At 32.4% G+C, this 20879-nt stretch carries 17 protein-coding genes; 12 read left to right on the top strand and 5 right to left on the bottom strand.

Features of this window, described 5'->3' with window-relative positions; all coding sequences use genetic code 11:
* The first annotated feature begins 106 nt into the window (after window positions 1–106).
* The 3 genes from polA to CW733_RS14425 are packed head-to-tail and all read left to right on the top strand — an operon-like array spanning window position 107 to window position 6481.
* Window positions 107–2953 (top strand): DNA polymerase I, encoded by a 2847-nt coding sequence (polA, locus tag CW733_RS14435; RefSeq protein ID WP_100997910.1) that lies wholly within the window; start codon window positions 107–109, stop codon window positions 2951–2953.
* 10 nt (window positions 2954–2963) lie between these two features.
* On the top strand, window positions 2964–3350 hold the full coding sequence (locus tag CW733_RS14430; protein ID WP_369806614.1) for a (deoxy)nucleoside triphosphate pyrophosphohydrolase: 387 nt from the start codon (window positions 2964–2966) through the stop codon (window positions 3348–3350).
* On the top strand, window positions 3347–6481 hold the full coding sequence (locus tag CW733_RS14425) for a DUF3427 domain-containing protein (protein WP_100997908.1): 3135 nt from the start codon (window positions 3347–3349) through the stop codon (window positions 6479–6481). Before CW733_RS14430 ends, CW733_RS14425 begins: the two co-directional genes overlap by 4 nt.
* A gap of 6 nt (window positions 6482–6487) precedes the next feature.
* Here CW733_RS14425 and CW733_RS14420 read toward each other — a convergent pair whose 3' ends face one another.
* Entirely contained in the window at window positions 6488–7291 is an 804-nt protein-coding gene (locus CW733_RS14420; protein WP_100997906.1) for a hypothetical protein, read from the bottom strand.
* A gap of 222 nt (window positions 7292–7513) precedes the next feature.
* Between CW733_RS14420 and CW733_RS14415 the strand changes: the two genes are divergently transcribed.
* Entirely contained in the window at window positions 7514–8476 is a 963-nt protein-coding gene (locus CW733_RS14415; RefSeq protein WP_100997904.1) for a Fic family protein, read from the top strand.
* 255 nt (window positions 8477–8731) lie between these two features.
* Here CW733_RS14415 and CW733_RS14410 read toward each other — a convergent pair whose 3' ends face one another.
* From CW733_RS14410 to CW733_RS14400, 3 genes are all read right to left on the bottom strand, one after another.
* Window positions 8732–9037: a type II toxin-antitoxin system RelE/ParE family toxin gene (locus CW733_RS14410; protein ID WP_100997902.1), complete on the bottom strand. Its 306-nt coding sequence runs from the start codon at window positions 9035–9037 to the stop codon at window positions 8732–8734.
* Window positions 9034–9276: a type II toxin-antitoxin system ParD family antitoxin gene (locus CW733_RS14405; protein WP_100997900.1), complete on the bottom strand. Its 243-nt coding sequence runs from the start codon at window positions 9274–9276 to the stop codon at window positions 9034–9036. The genes CW733_RS14410 and CW733_RS14405 overlap by 4 nt, the downstream gene beginning before the upstream one ends.
* A 74-nt stretch (window positions 9277–9350) precedes the next feature.
* Window positions 9351–10418: a methyltransferase gene (locus CW733_RS14400; protein WP_100997898.1), complete on the bottom strand. Its 1068-nt coding sequence runs from the start codon at window positions 10416–10418 to the stop codon at window positions 9351–9353.
* Window positions 10419–10698: 280 nt separating this feature from the next.
* Here CW733_RS14400 and CW733_RS14395 point away from each other — a divergent pair, with 280 nt between their 5' ends.
* Window positions 10699–12966, top strand: coding sequence for an aminotransferase class III-fold pyridoxal phosphate-dependent enzyme (locus tag CW733_RS14395; RefSeq protein ID WP_100997896.1), 2268 nt, complete (start codon window positions 10699–10701; stop codon window positions 12964–12966).
* Window positions 12967–13122: 156 nt separating this feature from the next.
* On the opposite strand, the gene CW733_RS14390 is transcribed toward CW733_RS14395, so the two are convergent.
* Complete coding sequence (locus CW733_RS14390; protein ID WP_100997894.1) at window positions 13123–15075, bottom strand: YgiQ family radical SAM protein; 1953 nt, start codon at window positions 15073–15075, stop codon at window positions 13123–13125.
* A gap of 433 nt (window positions 15076–15508) precedes the next feature.
* Here CW733_RS14390 and rplM point away from each other — a divergent pair, with 433 nt between their 5' ends.
* The 7 genes from rplM to CW733_RS14355 all read left to right on the top strand — a co-directional run bounded on the left by rplM (window position 15509) and on the right by CW733_RS14355 (window position 20878).
* Window positions 15509–15964: a 50S ribosomal protein L13 gene (gene rplM / locus CW733_RS14385; RefSeq protein ID WP_100997892.1), complete on the top strand. Its 456-nt coding sequence runs from the start codon at window positions 15509–15511 to the stop codon at window positions 15962–15964.
* Window positions 15964–16350 (top strand): 30S ribosomal protein S9, encoded by a 387-nt coding sequence (gene rpsI / locus CW733_RS14380; RefSeq protein ID WP_100997890.1) that lies wholly within the window; start codon window positions 15964–15966, stop codon window positions 16348–16350. The genes rplM and rpsI overlap by 1 nt, the downstream gene beginning before the upstream one ends.
* 174 nt (window positions 16351–16524) lie before the next feature.
* Entirely contained in the window at window positions 16525–17349 is an 825-nt protein-coding gene (gene rpsB / locus CW733_RS14375; RefSeq protein WP_100997888.1) for a 30S ribosomal protein S2, read from the top strand.
* Between the two features lie 83 nt (window positions 17350–17432).
* Window positions 17433–18392: a translation elongation factor Ts gene (gene tsf, locus CW733_RS14370; RefSeq protein ID WP_100997886.1), complete on the top strand. Its 960-nt coding sequence runs from the start codon at window positions 17433–17435 to the stop codon at window positions 18390–18392.
* 234 nt (window positions 18393–18626) lie between these two features.
* The gene (gene pyrH, locus CW733_RS14365) at window positions 18627–19352 is read left to right on the top strand and encodes a UMP kinase (protein ID WP_100997884.1); all 726 of its coding nucleotides are present in this window, start codon (window positions 18627–18629) and stop codon (window positions 19350–19352) included.
* A gap of 159 nt (window positions 19353–19511) precedes the next feature.
* Window positions 19512–20069: a ribosome recycling factor gene (frr, locus tag CW733_RS14360; RefSeq protein WP_100997882.1), complete on the top strand. Its 558-nt coding sequence runs from the start codon at window positions 19512–19514 to the stop codon at window positions 20067–20069.
* A gap of 68 nt (window positions 20070–20137) precedes the next feature.
* On the top strand, window positions 20138–20878 hold the full coding sequence (locus tag CW733_RS14355; protein WP_100997880.1) for a TlpA disulfide reductase family protein: 741 nt from the start codon (window positions 20138–20140) through the stop codon (window positions 20876–20878).
* Window position 20879 lies beyond the last annotated feature (1 nt).

Here is a 20879-nt window from a genome sequence, read left to right as displayed (position 1 = left end):
GTAATTTGCAGATTGCAATTTCAATTAGACTTTTTTCATATATACAATTAAAGACTCTTCGACTGCGCTCTAAGTGACATCACTTTTCAAATTAAAAACAATTACAATGTCAGATAACAAACGTGTATTTCTAGTCGATGCTTTTGCCTTAATTTTTCGTGGCTACTATGCCTTTATAAAAAATCCAAGAATCAATTCTAAAGGCGAAGATACTTCTGCAATAATGGGTTTTATGAATTCATTATTAGACGTCATTAAACGTGAAAGACCAGACCATTTAGCCGTTTGTTTCGATAAAGGCGGAAGTGCAGACAGAGTTGAAATGTTCGAAGCTTATAAAGCCAACAGAGACGAAACTCCCGAAGGCATAAAAACAGCAATACCATATATCATGGATATTTTAAAAGCCATGCATATTCCTATTGTTGTAAAAGCAGGTTTTGAAGCAGATGACATTATTGGAACCTTAGCAAAACAAGCCGAAAAAGAAGGTTACCAAACGTTTATGGTAACACCAGATAAGGATTTTGCGCAATTAGTAAGCGAAAACATTTTTATGTATCGTCCAATGTTTGGTGGTGGTTACGAAACTTGGGGAATTCCAGAAGTACAAAAGAAATTTGCAGTTACCGATCCCTTACAAGTTATCGACTTTTTAGGAATGATGGGAGATGCCAGTGATAATATTCCTGGATTACCAGGCGTTGGAGAAAAAACAGCTAAGAAGTTTTTAGCAGCTTATGGCACCATGGAAAATCTTTTTGCAAATACACATGAGCTTAAAGGTAAAATGAAAGAGAAGATAGAAGCCAATCAAGAATTGGGTTTGCTCTCTAAAAAACTAGCAACAATAATGCTAGACGTTCCTGTGACTTTTGATGCTAAAGATTTTGAATTGGATCAACCAGATATTCCAAAAGTGACTGAAATTTTTCAAAAATTAGAATTTAGAAGACTTATAGATAATTTTAATAAAACATTTACCTCTGGAGCTCCTGCAACTGTAACCGCAGAATCTTCAGTTAAAAAAGAAATAAAAGTAACACCTAAAGAAGCCGAAAGTGCTGGAGCAGGACAATTTAATTTGTTTGGAGGCGAGAGTCCTTCCGCGGAAGCGACAACCGAAGACGCTTTTACAAGAAAAACAATAGAAAACACATCGCACTTTTACCAAAGTGTAGCGCCAGGAATGGCAACCAAGCTTTTTATTAAAAATTTAATGAATCAAACTTCGGTGTGTTTCGATACTGAAACCACAGGCTTAAATCCGTTAACAGCAGAGCTAGTTGGCATTGCATTTTCTTGGGAAGTTGGCAAAGGATTCTATTTACCATTTCCAGAAGACAAAGAAGAAGCACAAGCCATAATCGAAGAATTACGATGCTTTTTTGAAGCAGAAAATATTCAGAAGATTGGTCAGAATTTAAAATACGATATTAAAGTATTAGCCAAATATAACATTCAAGTTAAAGGCGAATTGTTCGATACTATGTTAGCGCATTATCTAATTAATCCAGACATGCGCCACAACATGGATATATTAGCAGAAACATACTTAAACTATACACCAATTTCTATAACAGAATTAATTGGTAAAAAAGGAAAGAATCAATTATCAATGCGCGATGTTCCGTTGGAGAAACAAACAGAATATGCGGTTGAAGATTCGGATATTACACTACAATTAAAAGAACATTTTGAAAAAGAATTAGGCGAAGCCAACACCAAAAAATTATTCACAGATATTGAAGTACCTTTAGTACGTGTACTAGCTGCAATGGAATTGGAAGGTATTAATCTAGATGTTGACTTTTTAAATTCTTTATCGATAGATTTAAACAAAGACATAGACACCTTAGTTGCTAAAATCTACGAAGTTGCTGGCGAGGAATTTAATATTGCCTCTCCAAAGCAATTAGGAATCATCCTTTTCGAAAAATTAAAACTAGTAGACAAGCCTAAAAAGACCAAAACAGGGCAATATAAAACGGGAGAAGATATCTTATCTGCTTTAGCGAAAGAGCACGAGATTATTAGAAATATCTTAGAATACCGTGGATTAGCAAAACTAAAAAGCACGTATGTGGATGCTTTACCACTACAAGTGGAAGAAGCAACCGGTCGTGTACACACAGATTATATGCAAACCGTTGCTGCTACAGGACGTTTAAGTAGTAACAATCCTAACTTACAGAATATCCCAATACGTACAGAACGTGGTCGTCAAGTGCGTAAAGCCTTTATACCGCGTAATGACGACTACATTTTATTAGCTGCCGATTACAGTCAAATAGAACTGCGTATTATTGCTGCGTTAAGTGAAGAGGAAACCATGATAGAAGCCTTTAAAAACGGAGAAGATATTCACGCCTCTACCGCTTCTAAAGTTTTTAATGTGCCTTTAGAAGAAGTTACCAGAGACCAGCGTAGTAATGCCAAAACCGTAAACTTTGGGATTGTATATGGTGTGTCTGCTTTTGGATTAAGTAACCAAACCGATTTATCGCGTGGTGAAGCCAAAGAGCTTATTGATACTTATTACGAAACCTACCCAAAGCTTAAAAAATACATGAGCGCCCAAGTCGAGTTTGCGCGCGATAATGGGTATGTAAAAACCGTTTTAGATCGTAGACGTTATCTAAAAGATATTAATAGTGCTAACGCTATTGTGCGTGGTGCTGCAGAGCGTAATGCGGTTAATGCACCAATACAAGGTAGTGCTGCAGATATTATTAAAATTGCCATGATTAACATCTATAACAAACTAGAAGCTGGTAATTATAAAACTAAAATGCTACTACAAGTACATGATGAATTGGTTTTTGATGTCTTTAAACCTGAATTAGAGGAAATGAAAACATTAATTAAAACCGAAATGGAAAATGCCTTTAAAATGGAAGTGCCTTTGGATGTGGAATTGGATGTTGGTTTGAATTGGTTGGAGGCGCATTAATATTTTATAGATGAAAATCATTCCTGTAACTTGTGCTATTATTCAATTTGATGATAAAATTCTAGCAGTTCAAAGAAGTGAAAAAATGAAACTTCCTTTGAAATGGGAATTTGCAGGTGGTAAAATTGAAGTAGGAGAATCAGAAATTGATTGTATTGAAAGAGAAATCTTTGAAGAATTAAACATTAAAATTGAAGTCAAAGAAAGATTGACTCCTTTTACTCATCAATACCCAAATTTGAAAATAAAATTGATTCCTTTTATTGCTGAATATCTTTCAGGTGAATTAAAACTAAGAGAACATTGTAGATTTTTACTTGCCGATAAAGATGAATTGATTAATTTAGATTGGGCTGAAGCTGACTTACCAATTTTAAAAGAATATTTATCATTATGAATCAAGGAATTTACGAAGAATTAATAACCCAATTAGTATCTGAAAACTTAGACAAACTTGATAAAAATAAATTCTACTTAAAAAAAACTGTCTTAGATAAAGAAGAAGCTTCAATTGTTTTATCTAAACATTTAGCAAAAACTTTGAAGCACGCTTTTCAGCTTATAAAAGGTAAAGCAGAGTTACAGATTGAAATTGCTAACAAAATAATTAAATTACTTAAAGACGAATTAAACAAACAAGAGTTTAATAACGACTTAATTAATGTTGAAGGTGAAATTTTAAAAGCAGTATTTTCTAAAACAGATGCTCATTTTTCAAATATAGATTTAAGACTAAAAGAAATAACTCCATACACAAGATTAACACAAAGCGAATTATTTACAGGAGGTAATGGTGGACTATCATTAGAAAGCGAACTCAAAAAAGAGATTCTTTCTTCAAATGAAATATGCTTGCTAGTCTCTTTTATAAAGTTTAAAGGAATTATAATTCTTGAAAAAGAATTGAGAGAATTCACAGAACGTGGCGGGAAACTAAAAGTAATAACAACCACTTATATTGGAGCAACAGATTATAAAGCAATTCAATTACTTTCGAAGCTTCCAAACACAGAAGTAAAAATATCTTACAACACAAGCAACGAAAGACTACACGCAAAAGCATATCTTTTTTATAGAAACACAGGATTTCACACTGCATATATAGGTTCTTCAAATTTTTCTAGGTCTGCATTAACTGATGGTTTAGAATGGAATTTGAAAGTTACAACGAAAGAAGTCAGTCATATAATTGACAAATTTCAGAAGACATTTGACGCCTATTGGCAAAGTGATGACTTCGAGTTATTTGATGATTCTATTCATAAAGAAAAGCTTCAGGAAGCACTAAAACAAAGTAAGCTTAGTAAACCTTATGCAAATACAGCTACTTTTTTTGACATAAAACCATTTCCTTATCAAAATGAGGTGTTAGAAAAATTAGAAGTAGAAAGAACTGTACATAATAGACATCGCAATCTTGTAGTTGCAGCTACAGGAACTGGAAAAACAGTAATTTCCGCATTCGACTACAAACGTTTCAAGCAAAATAATAAATCAGCAAAACTACTTTTTCTTGCTCACAGAAAAGAAATACTTCAAAAATCACTTTCAACGTTTCAAGGTGTTTTACGAAATAACAACATTGGTGAATTATGGGTTGATGGGATGGTTCCTGATAATTTTGAATTTGTATTTGCTTCAGTTCAATCTGTAAATAACCAATTTAAAAAGCACAATTTAACTCCTGAATATTATGATTACATTATTATTGATGAATGTCATCACCAAACTGCAAATAGTTATAGAGAAATAATAAATTATTTCAAACCAAAAGTTTTACTTGGTTTAACTGCAACTCCTGAAAGAATGGATGGTGGAGATATTTTAGAGGATTTTGACAATAAAATTGCTGCAGAGATTAGATTACCTGAAGCAATGAACAGAAAGCTACTATGTCCATTTCAGTACTTCGGAATTACGGACAGTATCGACTTAACTACTGTTAATTGGGTTAGAGGTAAATATGTTGCTAGTGAGCTAACGAATTTATATACAGAAAGCGACAGAAGAGTTAGAGAAATACTTGATGCGTTAGAAAAATATACAAAAGACATAAATAATGTTAGAGCTTTAGGATATTGCGTGTCTATGGAACATGCCAAATTTATGGCTGAAAAATTTACATTGGCAGGCTCAAAAGCAGACTACCTTACAAGTAAAAACAGTAAAGACAGAGATTTTATTCGTCAGAAATTAGAAAAAAAAGAAATTAATTATCTATTTGTTGTCGACATGTTTAACGAAGGAATTGACATACCTGAAATAGATACAGTCCTGTTTTTAAGACCCACAGAAAGCTTAACAGTATTTCTACAACAATTGGGCAGAGGATTAAGATTACATGAAGACAAAGACTGTTTAACTGTTTTAGACTTTGTTGGAAATTCAAAACCAGAGTATAATTTTGAAAGTAAATTTAGAGCATTAATAGGTAAAACAAACACGACTGTTTTAAAAGAAGTTGAAGATGATTTTCCTCACCTTCCTTTGGGCTGCTCTATTATATTAGAAAAAAAGACAAAAGAAACAATTCTTAAAAATATATCTGCCGCAACATCTTTAAATAAGAACAAATTAATTCAAAAAATTCAACAATTTCAGCATGATACAAACCTACCATTAACACTTAGTAATTTTACTGCTTTTTATAATATTCCATTAGAATCAATATACAAAAGAGGTAGTTGGAAACGCTTATGTCAATTAGCAGGAAGAATAGACGACTTTACTTCAGAAAACGAAAAATCAATTATTTCTGCTATTTCTAAAAAATGGTTCTCTACAAACTCTTTAAGTTACTTTACTTTCATTTTAAAAATTGCTAATCAGAATTTTAAAGTAGTACAATCAGAATTAAATACCAATGAAAAAACTATGCTTTTAATGTTACATTATGATGTTTGGCAAAAAGAAGGTGGTTTTAAATCAATAGAAAAAAGTATAAATCAAATTGGATTAAACACCGTATTAGTTGAAGAAATAAAAGAAGTATTAGAATTATTAATTGAAAAAATAGATTTCAAAGAACTACCTATTCAACTACCATATCAACAACCATTAAAACTACATGCGCGTTACACTAGAGATCAAATACTTTCGGCTTTTAGATTTAGTGATTTTCATAAAAAATCATCAAATAGAGAAGGGACTGCTTTGAATAAAGATTTAAAAACTGAAATATTGTTTATTAATCTTGTGAAATCAGAAGAAAATTTTTCTCCCACGACAATGTACGATGATTACGCAGTAAATGAATTATTATTCCATTGGCAAACACAAAACTCAGCAAGACCTGATAAAGGAAAAGGTTTATCCTATATAAAACATAAAGAGGAAGATAAAAAAATCCTGCTTTTTGTGAGAGAAAAAGCAAAAAATCAATTTGGCAATAGTCTAGGCTATGTATTTATTGGAGATGGTGATATAAAAGATTATTATGGCTCAAAACCAATGAGTATCAATTGGAAGCTAAGCGAACCTATGCCAAATTATTTATGGAAAGATGCTGCCAAACTCTCTGTTGGTTAAATTTTATTATTTCCCTCCCCTAAAATACTCCATACACTTAATTGCAGGATTTGTTTTTCGGTTTTTAAAACTATGCGCAAAACTACTTACTATTAAAATAACAGCGGCAACTAGCGCTGCATAAGCTACAGTGGTATTAGCATCGTTATTAGCTACATAAATAGCAATTAAAGCCCAGGCACCCACAAGCGCAAACTCGCGCATGTTTCGTTTCCAGGTCACTGCTATATTTATTATGGTTGCTATTACTATTAATAAAACGGTCCAAAATGTTGGAGACAATCCAAAACCGTCCCAATTATATTTTACTAAAACAGCAGAGACGTTAGCAATACTTGCTACGGTAATCCAACCACTATAAATTACAAAAGGCCACCATAAAAACACAATTACAGAAATTGGAGCATCAAATAATTCCATTTTATTTCTAAGCACTATTTGTAATAACGAGAGTAGTATAATAAAGATAAATATTGAAGACAGTAATGTGTAACCGTAAATCCAAGTCACAATCCAAGCACAATTAGCAATACAGGATACTAAAAACCACCAACCTGTTGTTAAAATAAAAGCGTCGTCTCTAACCTTTACAAACAAACTACGTCCTTGGTAAACAATAAAACCGGTTAAAAACAGATAGATTAATCCCCAAATTGAAAACGCATAACCTGCTGGAGTAAATAATGTATTATAGTCTTTAGAAACCGCTCCTATGGTTGTGTTATTTAATAAACCCGTGTTAGATAAATAGTTCATTACAATAACACAAACAAATGCAATACCGTTAATTATTTGTAGTAATTTTTTCATACTTATAATATACAAAAAATTAAAAAAATGGTACGTACAAAAAACGAAGTCTAACTTTTAATTATTACCAAAGCCCATAGCAAACAAGATTGCTAAATATAAGTTTAAGCGCCAACCAACTCCCAAAGCTCCACAACTTCCTCAGCACGCCAATTTTTGTCACCCTTTGTTTTATCTTAACAGCAAATTAAACTATCTTTGATACTATCAAATGATAGTATCATGCAAAAACCACCTTACACCATTACTTCTAAAATTCTGAAATTAATTACTTCAATTTCAGAAAAAATTGGTGCTATTAATGCAAACTATATTAATAAACCATCTCCTACTTTAAGAAAACAAAATAAGATAAGAACCATTCATTCTTCATTAAAAATAGAAGGCAATACGCTAAGCGAAATACAAATAACAGCTTTACTTGAAAACAAAAAAGTAGTTGGTCCAAAAAAAGATGTTGAAGAAGTTTTAAATGCAATCGCTGTTTATAATAATTTAGCGCATTACAAACCAAACAGCGAAGTTTCTTTTTTAAAAGCACACAAACAGTTAATGAAAGGCTTGGTTAGCAAAGCTGGAACGTACAGAACAGAAAGTGTTGGTATTGCAAAAAACAACACCATAGAACATATTGCTCCTCCTTTTTCGAATGTGCCTTTTTTAATAAAAAATCTTTTCGAGTATTTAAAAAATGATGACGAGATAGCATTAATAAAATGCTGTGTGTTTCATTATGAGTTGGAATTTATTCATCCTTTTTTAGATGGTAATGGTAGAATGGGACGCTTATGGCAAACCATAATATTAATGCATAAATATCCTGTGTTTGCTTATTTACCGTTTGAAACAGCCATTAGCGAAAACCAAGAAAGCTATTATAATGTTTTAGGCGAATGCGACAAATTAGGCAACTCGACAAAATTTATAGAATACATGTTAGACATCATTAATACATCTATAGATACTTTACTCGATTTTAATAGTAAAATATTTAGTGCTGAAGATAGATTACAGCATTTTCTATCTGTAAACAAAAAAACCTTTTCAAGAAAAGATTATATGTCTGTTTTTAAAGATATTTCTTCTGCAACTGCAAGTCGTGACTTAAAAAAAGGCATCGAAATAAAGTATTTTATAAAGACAGGGGAAAAAAATAAAACAAGGTATCTCCTTTTAGAAAAGTAAAAAAAAGTTACAGCTACTCCTCATGCACTTTGATTAAATTTTGTCAATTCGAGTGAATTTAACGATTGAAATGAGTGAAATTTGTATCGAGAATTAGAATTTTAGTTTCGACATGAGTTCTCGATACTATTTTTATTAAAAAACAACAGGTTAACCAATTATTAATTCTAAGCATTCACCAACTCCCAAAGCTCCACAACTTCTTCAGCACTCCAATTTTGATCGCGTTTTGTTTTATCTGAAGCCAATTTTACTTTACGTGTTAAGCAGTTTTTTTACATCCATTTTTTGATGTAAAATTCTAACAATTTCAATAGTCTCATTATCTGTTTTTCTGTAAAAAATAAGATGTGATTTTATTTTTGTTACACGATAATTTTTACGTGTTTGGTCCACAGATTTTCCACTTAAATAGTTTTTAGATATAAATTCTATTTCATCAATTATTAAGTTGTAATATCTATCTGCCTGTTTTTTAAACCATTTATGTAGTGTATAAACCCAAATACTATTTAAATCTGTAATCGCTTGTTTACTTATGCGATACTTGATTTTACTCATGAGTTTTGAGTATGTAACTTAGCTAAGTTTTCTTTTGGGTTGAAATTGTCTACAAAACCACTTTTTTCACCAACCTCAAGTGCTTTAATGAGTTCTCGCTCTTTTTTTTCTTCGCTTTCTAGTAAACGCAATGCAGAACGAATAACCTCACTAACAGAACTATATCTGCCAGATTTTACTTCATGACTTATAAATTCTTCAAAATAGTCTCCTAAAGATATAGATGTATTTTTTCCCATTGTAATAGTATTTATTCAAATATACCAAATCTTGGTAATTTTTACAAATGACCAAACATGACAACAACAAATCTCTAAGCATTCACCAACTCCCAAAGTTCCACAACTTCTTCAGCACGCCAATTTTGATCGCGTTTTGTTTTATCTGAAGCCAATTTTACTTTACGTGTTAAACAGTTTTCTAATTTAAAACGTCCGCCTTCTGCAAGTTCCTTTTTAATAGGATGCTCTTTTGCAACCTCAGTAATCTCTGCCATATTAGAGAATATAATAACCAACTTACCACCTGGTAATAGTCTTTTTTCAGCTTCAGCAAAAAACTCAGGAAACAACGTGTCTTTATAATAAATAGCTTCGTCATTTTTATCTAAATCGTGAGCAGCAGGTAACCAAGGCGGATTAAAAACAATCAATTCGGTCTGTTTTTCAAACTTTCCAAAAAGAGGCGCAAAATCTAGTTCTATTTTTCTAGACATTTTGGTATCACCTAATGTTTCTGCTAAACCAACAATAGCATTTGGGTTTGTATCTGTACCAAACACTTTTTGAAAACCATGCTTTACCATTTGAAAAGACAACACTCCAGAACCAATACCAACATCTATTGCAGATTTTTTTGGTCCTTCGTAACGTTTTAACCAATTATCGAACAGTATTAAATGATCGAATCGTGTTGGAAAATACACACCATAAAAAGGATGTATTTTGTTTCGTAATACAGGAAGTATAATTCCGTTTTTATGCCATTGCCAAGCACTATTTAATCCTTGGACTTTAGTAAATGGTAATAAAAAATTATCATCTTCTGGATATAATTCTTTTAACCAACCAATAGCAGGTGCTTTTTTAACGGTTAATTTATGGTCAACAATTTTTATATAAATAAGCTTTGCTAACTCTTTATAAGCCAAACGATAATCGCGCTGCTCTTGAAAAGTCTCGTTAGGAAACTTTCCGTTTAAGTGCTTGTGTAACGCTTTAAGCAAATCTAAACCGTTGCTATAAAATTCTGTTATCATTACAGGTTTACCAGCTTCTAATCCTTTAATCGTACGATTAATGTTAATAGAGCGATTAAACTGCACTAATGGCTGTTCTGGTAAAAAAGGTGCTGGTTTGTTTATAATTATATCAGAAATCATAGGTTGTATGCGTTAAATTGAATTGCAGAATAATGCTATTAGCAAGACGAAATATTAAAAATAATTAGTAGCATTTACATGTTAGTAATCGGACATAATTAATATCCACTTGTAAATAATACTGTGGCAAAGGTACTTTTTTAAAAGCCATTATAAATAGTAATAATAAAGTATTATTGTTTCGTACAGAAAGAGTAAACTTAAATTATTCTCACCAAATTATTACATCTAAAAGAACTAGATATTTTCTTAAATTAGCATAGCTAAATAAACCCACTACATGTTAAACACCATTAAAAACTGGTTTGATTTTGAAATAATTGATTTAAAAATACTGAATGGTTATGATAATGTCAATTATCTTTTAAAAACTACTTCCGATAAATACATTTTTAAAACCTACACGTTTACAGAAGACCTATTGGCTTTAATTGAAGCAGAAAATAGCGTTTTAAATGCGCTAAACAAGAACTCTTCTTTTCCACAACCTATTACTTTTAGTGATGGTGAGTTTATAAAAATTACAGAAATTAATGGCGTAAAAACCATCTGTAGATTATTAACTTTTTTAGATGGCACTTTTTTAGGAGATGCACCACATACTCCAGAATTAATAACTTCTATTGGTACTTTTACAGCACAAATGGATATTGAACTTTTAAAGCTAAACAACTACGTTTTAAAAGCGAGACAATGGGAATGGGACTTGCAATACTTGAACCTTAATAAAAAATACATTAAGGATATTGATAATGCAAGCGATAGAAACTTAGTCTCCTATTTCTTTCAGCAATATGAATTTTACGTAACTCCAATTATTTCTGAATTACGAAAATCTATTATTCATAACGATGTTAATGAGTGGAATGTTTTAGTGAAAAACAATAGCATCTCGGGACTCATTGATTTTGGCGATTTAGCACATTCTCCTTTAATAAACGAAGTTGCTATTGCTATAACATATGCTTGTTATGATAAAGACGAGCCTTTAGCATGGGCAATTCATTTTATAAAAGGTTATCATAGTATTCTTCCTTTAGAACAAAAAGAATTAGACATCTTGTACTATCTTATTGCTGGCAGATTATGTACAAGTGTTTGTAATTCGGCACACGCCAAAAAAATAGATCCAGAAAATGTTTACGCTTCAGTTAGTGAAGAAAACGCATGGAATACGCTTAATAAATGGGTAAGAATAAACCCGATTCATGCAAAAAACGAATTTTATAAGGCTGCAGGTTTTAATATTGAAACTCCAAAACCGATAAGCGATTTAATAAAAGAACGTCATAAACTAACGAGTCCAATATTATCGTTAAGTTACGATAATCCTATTTATATGAAAGGTTCTGCTTTTCAATATATGTATGATGGTTACGGAAACACTTTTTTGGATGCGTATAATAATATTCCGCATATTGGTCATGCACATCCTGAAATCACAAAAATAGCTGCGCAACAAATTGGAACATTAAATACAAACACCAGATATTTATTTGATGCTTTTCCGGAATATGCCAAAGCATTACTCTCTAAATTCCCAAAGGAATTAGACACTGTTTTCTTTGTGAATTCTGGTAGTGCAGCAAGCGATTTAGCCATAAGACTTGCCAATACACATACCAAACAAAATACAATAATGGTTATAGAACATGGCTATCATGGCAATACGCAAATGGCCATAGATATTAGTCATTATAAGTACGGAAATAAAAAAGGTCAAGGCGAAAAGAACCACATTATTAAAGCCGAAATTCCAGATACTTATAGAGGTCAATACACAAAAAATGATGGTACTGCTGGTAAACAATATGCTAAAGATGCAATTGTAAAAATTGAAAGTAGCCACTCTAAAATTTCAGCATTTATTACAGAACCTGTAGTTGGCTGTGGAGGACAAGTGCCATTAGCAAAAGGGTATCTGAAAGCTATTTATCCAGCAATTAGAAAACAAGGTGGTGTTTGTATAAGCGACGAAGTACAGACTGGCTTTGGACGTTTAGGAGATTATTTTTGGGGATTTGAAGCGCAAGAGGTTATTCCGGATATTGTGATTCTTGGAAAACCCATTGCTAATGGCCATCCAATGGGTGCTGTTGTTACTACTAAAGCAATTGCAGATTCATTTGGTAAAGGTGTAGAATTTTTTAGTTCTTTTGGAGGCAATCCAGTGTCTTGTAAAATAGCATTAACGGTTTTACAAGAAATTGAAAATAGCCAACTACAACAAAACGCTAAACTGGTTGGTGATTATTATTTATCTCTTTTCAAAAAATTAAAAGAAAAACACACTTGTATTGGAGACGTGCGTGGTTCTGGATTATTTATTGGTGTTGAAATAATAAAAGAAAATAACATAGAACCAAATACTAAACTGGCACATTATATTAAAAATGAATTAAGAAACCGTTTTATTCTTATTAGCACAGATGGTCCTCACGATAGTGTGCTAAAAACGAAACCTCCTTTATGTTTTACAAAAGAGAATGCAAAACAAGTTGTAGACACAATCGATGCTGTATTAAATTTATATTACAAAAAAGAATAACATTAGATTACAACATAACGCTTTCAAATAAGACGAAGCCTAATTAATTTAAGTTAATAATTAAGCTTCGTAATATGTTGTTCAATTAAAACAAAAAAATACTGATACTAAAAACAATGAATAAAACCGAGAAATTAAAAAGCTTACATAGAAAAATTATCTCTTTTTATCCTTACTCTTAAACTTAGCTTTAGTCTTTCGTTTATTAAAAGGAATAGCATCATTATAGGTGTTTTTAGTTTCACCTGTAGGTTTGTTTTTACGCCATTTATCGTCTTTATCAGGAAGTAGTACTTTTAGTAAATCTTCACGGCCTAATTTATTTAAAGTCTTTTTTATCCACGCTTTATTCTCCTCTTTATACCAAAAGAAAAAACGGTGTTGTTCGTCTTTCTCCTTTTGCGAAATAGGTGTATTTACTTTTTTAAGCGTGTATGGATGGTAACCACTATAATAAATTACAGTAGCAACCGTCATTGGTGTTGGTGTAAAACCTTGTACTTGCTCTAACTGGAAACCCATATCTTTAGTTTCGGCAGCTAGGTTTGCCATATCTTCGACCTCGCAAGCAGGATGATTAGATATAAAGTATGGTATTAATTGAAGCTTTAATTTCTTTGCTACATTAATTTTATCGAAACGTTCTTTAAATTTATGGAAGTATTTAAACGATGGTTTACGCATCAATTTTAAAACAGGATCACTAGTGTGTTCTGGTGCTACTTTTAGCCTTCCAGAAACGTGTTTAGTCATTACTTCCTCAGTATAAGCATCTAACTCTTTTGGATCTGCATTTTTATTAAATTCAGGAACCAACATATCATGACGAATACCAGAACCTATAAACGATTTCTTAATTTTTGGATGTTTATCTACCGCTTGATATAAATCGGTTAATGGCTTATGTGAAGTATCTAAATTACTACATATTACTGGTGAAATACAACTAGGTGCAACACACTTATCGCAAATAGATTGTACTTTACCTTTCATTTGATACATGTTGGCACTTGGTCCACCAATATCGGATAAGTAACCTTTAAAATCTGGCATATTTGCTACAGTATCCACTTCACGTAATACAGATTCTTGACTACGAGAGGCAATAAACTTACCTTGATGTGCAGAAATTGTACAAAAACTACAACCACCAAAACAACCACGATGTATGTTTATCGAGAACTTAATCATCTCGTAAGCAGGAATTGGTCCACGCTTATTATACTTTGGATGTGGCATTCTTGTGTAAGGTAACTCGAAAGAGGCATCGATTTCGGCTTCCGTCATTGTAGGACAAGGCGGATTAATCATCAATGTTTTATCTCCTACTTTCTGGAAAATACGTCTCGCTGCTAACTTATTAGATTCTTGCTCTATAACCTTAAAGTTTGCTGCATACTTTTTCTTATCCTCTAAACAAATTTCGTGCGAAGCGATTTCTACATCTTCCCAATTACTATTTTTAGGAATTTTAGCATCTGCATTTAATAAAACAGCAGTTTGTAAAACTGTTGTAATACTAGAAAAAGGCACTCCTTTTTGCAATAAACGTACGACTTCTCGCAATGGTTGTTCTCCCATTCCGTAAACCAACATATCTGCTTTAGAGGTTTCTAAAATAGAAGGCATTAGTTTATCGCTCCAAAAATCGTAATGTGTTACACGACGTAATGACGCTTCAATACCACCTATTAATATAGGAGTATCTGGCCATTTGTCTTTTAAAATATTAGAATATACTGTTGTTGCGTAATCTGGTCTAAAACCAATATCTCCATTTGGAGTGTACGCATCTTTATCTCTTCTTTTTTTATTAGCATTATAATTGCTAAGCATAGGATCCATACAACCACCTGTAACACCAAAAAATAATTTTGGTTTCCCCATTTTTACAAAATCCTGAAGATTATCTTTTACATTAGGTTGTGGTACTATGGCAACACGCAAGCCATAACTTTCTAAAATACGACCAATTACTGCAGGCCCAAATGATGGGTGATCCACATAGGCATCACCACTAAATAGGATAACGTCTAGTTCTTCCCAGCCGCGTATTTTCACCTCTTTGTTAGTGGTAGGTAACCAATCTGATAGTTGTAGTTCTTGCATATTGCTGCAAAAATAGTCAAAAAAAGACTCTTATCTATTATTATAAAAGGCTTTAGCATTTAATTAATTATCCATTTTACAATTAAATTGTAATTAATTGTCAGTTCGAGTGATGCGCCAAAGGAGCATTATATCTAGGACTATAAAAAAAACTTCTCGATACAATTTGCTCATATCTTCACAAATCACTCGAAGTGACATAATATTGACTTATTTAAAATCATAAAAAAGTTTTTTAGTATAAAATGAACAAAAACAGCGATGTTATAAACAGTCAATTTTAAAAATTGAGGCGCTAATTAACAAAGTGACAAAACATATCAACAAAGTTATCAAATAAAATACTGTATACTATTTGGTAATCAAGAAGATTGTCGTAAATTTGCAAACTCTTTTTAAGAGAGGAATGTTTAATAAATAAAATTTAAAAATTGTGGATACAATAAGCTACAAAACCATTTCAGCCAATAAAGCAACTGTCGATAAGCAGTGGGTTTTAATTGATGCTGATGGTCAAACTTTAGGGCGTATGTGCTCTCAAGTCGCAAGACTTTTAAGAGGTAAGCACAAGCCAAGCTTCACACCTCACGTTGATTGTGGAGATAACGTAATCGTTATCAACGCAGAAAAAATCACGTTATCAGGAAACAAGTGGAATGACAAATCGTACATTCGTCACACAGGTTATCCAGGTGGTCAAAGAAGTTTAACTGCTACTGAATTGTTCGGAAAAGATCCGTCAAGATTAGTAGAGAAATCTGTAAAAGGAATGTTACCTAAGAACAAATTAGGAGCAGCACTTTTCAGAAATTTAACTGTTGTTACAGGAACTAAGCACGCTCACGAAGCGCAAAAGCCTACAGTAATTAACTTAAACGAATTCAAGTAATGGAAGTATTACACAAAATTGGTCGTCGTAAAACGGCAGTTGCTCGTGTTTACCTTAAAGAAGGTAAAGGAAATATCACGATTAACAAAAAAGACATTAAAGACTACTTCGATACAGCAACGTTACAGTACAAAGTAAACCAACCGTTAGTATTAACTGACAATGCGGAGACTTTTGACATTAGCGTAAATGTATTTGGTGGTGGTATTACTGGTCAAGCAGAAGCTATCCGTTTAGCAATATCTCGTGCAATGTGCGAAATCAATCCTGAACATAGATTAGTGCTTAAGCCAGAAGGTTTATTAACTAGAGATCCAAGAATGGTGGAACGTAAGAAATTCGGACAGAAGAAAGCCCGTAAGAAATTCCAATTCTCTAAGCGTTAATATTATTGTTGAATTTATTTTCAACACCAAACAAATTTTAAACAGTTATTGTTGTCCTAGTGTCTTTAAAATTAAAACACAGGAATTTAGTATAGCATCTAAATAGTTAAGGCGAATTTTTATAAATGACCACTTAATTATTGCTAATTCAACAGAACGTAAACTAATTACAAAATGGCAGTAGAAGTAAAAGAATTACTTGAAGCAGGTGTACACTTCGGTCACCTTACACGTAAGTGGGACCCAAACATGGCTCCTTACGTATATATGGAGCGTAACGGTATCCATATTATCAATTTATACAAAACAGCAGCTAAGATGGACGAAGCTGGAGATGCGTTAGCAAAAATCGCAGCTTCTGGTCGTAAAATCTTATTTGTAGCTACAAAAAAACAAGCAAAAGACATCGTCGCTGAAAAAGCGGGAGGTATTAATATGCCTTTTATCACAGAAAGATGGCCTGGTGGAATGTTAACTAACTTTATTACTATTAGAAAAGCGATCAAGAAGATGGCTACTATTGATAGAATGAAGAAAGATGGAACATTTTTAACTTTATCTAAAAAAGAACGTTTACAAGTTGATCGTTTAAGAGCTAAGTTAGAAAAGAATTTAGGTTCTATTGTTGACATGACTCGTCTTCCAGCAGCTTTGTTTGTTGTAGATATTAAACGTGAGCATATCGCGATTAAAGAAGCACAGAAATTAAACATTCCAATATTTGCAATGGTAGATACTAACTCTGATCCACGTCAAGTAGATTACGTTATACCATCAAATGATGATGCTTCTAAATCGATCGATAAAATTTTAACGCATGTTACTGAAGCTATTACTGGTGGATTAAATGCGCGTAAAGCTGAAAAAGATGCTAAAGCTGAAGGTAAAACTGAAGCAAAAGTTGAAAAAACTGAAGCTAAAGCTGAACCAGCTAAGACAGTTGAAAAAGCAGCTCCAGCAAAAACTGAAGCAAAAGAAGCAGCTAACGAAGAAGAATAAGACAATAAAATTATTACAAATAAAGTCGTTTAGTTCTTTCCTAACAGAAATTAATTAAGCGACTTTTTTAAATTATATTTACTATGAGTGAAGTAAAAATTTCAGCAGCAGAAGTAAACAAGTTAAGAAAAGCAACTGGTGCAGGTATGATGGATTGTAAAAAAGCCTTAGTGGAAGCTAAAGGTGATTTTGATTTAGCAATCGATGTATTACGTAAAAAAGGACAAAAAGTAGCTGAAAAAAGAGCTGACAGAGATTCTTCTGAAGGTGCTGCTGTAACAAGAATTAATGCTGACAATACAGTTGGTGTTGCCATTGTATTAGGATGTGAAACAGATTTCGTTGGAAAAAACGAATCTTTCTTAGCATTAGCTGGACAGTTTGCAGATATCGCTATCAACTTTGACAACAAAGAAGATTTCTTAGCTGCAAATTTTGGTGATATGACAGTTGCCGAAAAATTAATTGAACAAACTGGTGTTGTTGGTGAAAAATTAGAAATCAACGCTTTCGAGAAATTAGAAGCAGCTTATGTTGGTACTTACGTTCACATTAACAAAATTGGTGCATTAGTTGGTTTATCTCAAGCAGATGAAACAGTTGGTAAAGATGTAGCAATGCAAGTTGCTTCTATGGGAGCATCTTCTTTATCTTACAAAGGTTTTGAAGCTTCTTTTGTAGCTAACGAAACTGAAGCAAGAATTGCAGTTATCGAAAAAGATAATATTGAGTTAGGTCGTTTAGGTAAAACACTTAAAAACGTACCTGAATACATTTCTATGGCACAATTAACTCCTGAAGTTATGGCTAAAGCTGAAGCTGATGCGAAAGCACAATTAGCTGCAGAAGGTAAGCCAGAACAAATTTGGGATAAAATTTTACCAGGAAAATTAGAGCGTTTTGTTAGTGATAACACAACTTTAGATCAAGAACAATGTTTACTTGACCAAAGGTTTATTAAAGACGAAAAGCAAACCGTTGCAGCTTACGTAGCGTCTAAAAACGTTGAAGTAACTGCTTTTAAACGTGTTTCTTTAGGATAGATAGTTTTGCAATTCCGTACTTGATACAGAATCCACAATAATCTAAATATTATAAAAAACCACTACTCTATTTTTAGAGCTAGTGGTTTTTTTATGCTTAATATTCGGCTAAAACTCAACATTTAAAAAATTTTGATTTCAGCAATCTTTATAATTTCAAAAATAAAAAATTTGTGTAATTTTGCGTAACTCATATTTCCGCTTAAGCGAAAATAATACTCAGCTACATTCAACATGAAATATAAAAGAATACTCCTAAAACTATCTGGTGAAGCCTTAATGGGAAATCGCCAATATGGTATTGATCCAGAACGTCTAGCAGAATATGCACAAGACATAAAAGCCGTAACAGAAAAAGGTATTGAAGTTGCCATTGTTATTGGTGGTGGAAATATTTTTAGAGGTGTTGCAGGTGCCATGAATGGTATGGATCGTGTTCAAGGCGACCATATGGGAATGCTAGCAACAGTAATTAACGGTTTAGCTTTACAACAAGCTTTAGAAGATGCAGATGTAAAAACACGTTTGCAAACTGCTATAAAAATTAATGAAGTTGCAGAACCTTTTATTAGAAGAAAAGCAATGAGTCACTTAAGAAAAGGGCGTGTAGTTATTTTTGGAGGAGGAACTGGTAACCCATACTTTACAACAGATTCGGCAGCAGTTTTAAGAGCTATTGAAATTGAAGCAGATGTTATTTTAAAAGGAACTCGTGTTGATGGTATTTACAATACAGATCCTGAAAAAGATAGTACAGCAATTAAATTTGACCATATTACTTTTGACGATGTCTTACGTAAAGGCTTAAAAGTTATGGATACAACAGCTTTTACATTAAGTCAAGAAAACGATTTACCAATTATAGTGTTTGATATGAATACAAGAGGGAACTTAATGAAAGTTGTTTCTGGAGAAAATATTGGAACTCAGGTAAGCTTATTACCTAAACCAAGTAAGTAATATCACACGTTAGAAATTGATAAATTTGTGTCAGTTTCTAAAATTGTTTACTTTAGTATTTGAATTAAGATGTGCGTTACAACTGAACTCAGTTTAACAGTCTAAATAAATTTTGGCTTAATTCTTGAATAAAGTATAGTAGTAATAAAAATTTCAACAATGAACGAAGACATTCAATTTATAATAGATAGCACTAAAGAGTCTATGGACAACGCTATCCAACACCTTATTAAACAATTCTCTAACATACGTGCTGGTAAAGCTAGTCCTGCAATGTTAGGTAGTGTAATGGTAGATTATTATGGTTCTCAAACACCATTAGCACAAGTTGCAAACGTTAACACGCCAGATGGTAGAACAATTACTGTACAACCATGGGAAAAAAACATGATTCAGCCAATTGAGAAAGCAATTCAAATAGCTAATCTAGGTTTTAACCCAATGAATAATGGCGAAATACTTATTATTAGTGTTCCTCCTTTAACTGAAGAACGTAGACGTGATCTTGGAAAGCAGGCAAAATCTGAGGCTGAAGATGCTAAGGTTGGTGTTCGTAATGCAAGAAAAGAAGCTAATAACGATATTAAAAAAGTAGATGGCGTATCTGAAGATTTACAGAAGAATGCTGAAGCAGATATACAAACACTTACTGATATGTGTTCTAAACGCATAGAAGAAATTTTAGCTAGTAAAGACAAAGAAATAATGACGGTTTAAACGTTAAAAGCGACTTAATTGTCGCTTTTTTTTATACCATAACCATTAACTTTATCGTTTATATAATTATGCGCTATATTAAATCCACTTTATTCTTATGTGCACTATTGTTTTATACAATAAGCTTTGCGCAAGATTACAAATTCATTCCTGAAAGTCAACACTTACTCTCTGGTGAGCAAGTGAAAACGATGCAGATAATGATTACTCCTGACATTATGCTTTTTAATGAGCAAGGTAAAATTTTACCTATGTCTAAAATGGAACTTATGGCTAACCCAGATTATAAGCCTCTATTTTATGCTGATGAAAATGGAAAAATAAAATCGTTAGTCTTTCAGAAAAAAAGCAATCACCCAGTTTTAATTAAAAAAAATCCTGAAGCAGAGTACACCAAAGGTGAGAAAGCACTTGACTTTATTGTTACAGACATGGATGGAAAAACCATTAAGCTTTCAGATTTAAAAGGTAAAGTTGTGGTACTAAATTTTTGGTTTACAAAATGTGGTCCTTGCGTTGTTGAAATGCCTAAATTAAATGAACTGGTAAAAGAGTACAAAGGAAAAGATGTGGTTTTTTTAGCCATCACTTTTAACAAAAAAGGTATTGTAGAAAACTTCTTATTCGACACAGCATTCGACTATACAATAGCAGCAAATGCTAACGATGTTATTACAATGTATGGTGTACATAGTTACCCAACAAGTATTGTTATTAATAAAAAAGGTGAAATTGTACTTAAAGAAATTGGATACAGAACAAATATTAAGAGTGTACTATCTAAGGCTATTAAAACTCAATTAAAATAGT

It is taken from the genome of Lacinutrix sp. Bg11-31, assembly GCF_002831665.1.
Lineage (GTDB): Bacteria > Bacteroidota > Bacteroidia > Flavobacteriales > Flavobacteriaceae > Lacinutrix.
The sequence above is the reverse complement of the archived record's forward strand: the minus strand, read 5'-3'. Positions and strand labels throughout refer to the sequence as shown.

Coding starts and splice junctions, on each gene's coding strand:
- polA (WP_100997910.1), top strand. CDS start 107: ATGTCAGATAACAAACGTGTATTTCTAGTCGATGCTTTTGCCTTAATT.
- CW733_RS14430 (WP_369806614.1), top strand. CDS start 2,964: ATGAAAATCATTCCTGTAACTTGTGCTATTATTCAATTTGATGATAAA.
- CW733_RS14425 (WP_100997908.1), top strand. CDS start 3,347: ATGAATCAAGGAATTTACGAAGAATTAATAACCCAATTAGTATCTGAA.
- CW733_RS14420 (WP_100997906.1), bottom strand. CDS start 7,291: ATGAAAAAATTACTACAAATAATTAACGGTATTGCATTTGTTTGTGTT.
- CW733_RS14415 (WP_100997904.1), top strand. CDS start 7,514: ATGCAAAAACCACCTTACACCATTACTTCTAAAATTCTGAAATTAATT.
- CW733_RS14410 (WP_100997902.1), bottom strand. CDS start 9,037: ATGAGTAAAATCAAGTATCGCATAAGTAAACAAGCGATTACAGATTTA.
- CW733_RS14405 (WP_100997900.1), bottom strand. CDS start 9,276: ATGGGAAAAAATACATCTATATCTTTAGGAGACTATTTTGAAGAATTT.
- CW733_RS14400 (WP_100997898.1), bottom strand. CDS start 10,418: ATGATTTCTGATATAATTATAAACAAACCAGCACCTTTTTTACCAGAA.
- CW733_RS14395 (WP_100997896.1), top strand. CDS start 10,699: ATGTTAAACACCATTAAAAACTGGTTTGATTTTGAAATAATTGATTTA.
- CW733_RS14390 (WP_100997894.1), bottom strand. CDS start 15,075: ATGCAAGAACTACAACTATCAGATTGGTTACCTACCACTAACAAAGAG.
- rpsI (WP_100997890.1), top strand. CDS start 15,964: ATGGAAGTATTACACAAAATTGGTCGTCGTAAAACGGCAGTTGCTCGT.
- rpsB (WP_100997888.1), top strand. CDS start 16,525: ATGGCAGTAGAAGTAAAAGAATTACTTGAAGCAGGTGTACACTTCGGT.
- tsf (WP_100997886.1), top strand. CDS start 17,433: ATGAGTGAAGTAAAAATTTCAGCAGCAGAAGTAAACAAGTTAAGAAAA.
- pyrH (WP_100997884.1), top strand. CDS start 18,627: ATGAAATATAAAAGAATACTCCTAAAACTATCTGGTGAAGCCTTAATG.
- frr (WP_100997882.1), top strand. CDS start 19,512: ATGAACGAAGACATTCAATTTATAATAGATAGCACTAAAGAGTCTATG.
- CW733_RS14355 (WP_100997880.1), top strand. CDS start 20,138: ATGCGCTATATTAAATCCACTTTATTCTTATGTGCACTATTGTTTTAT.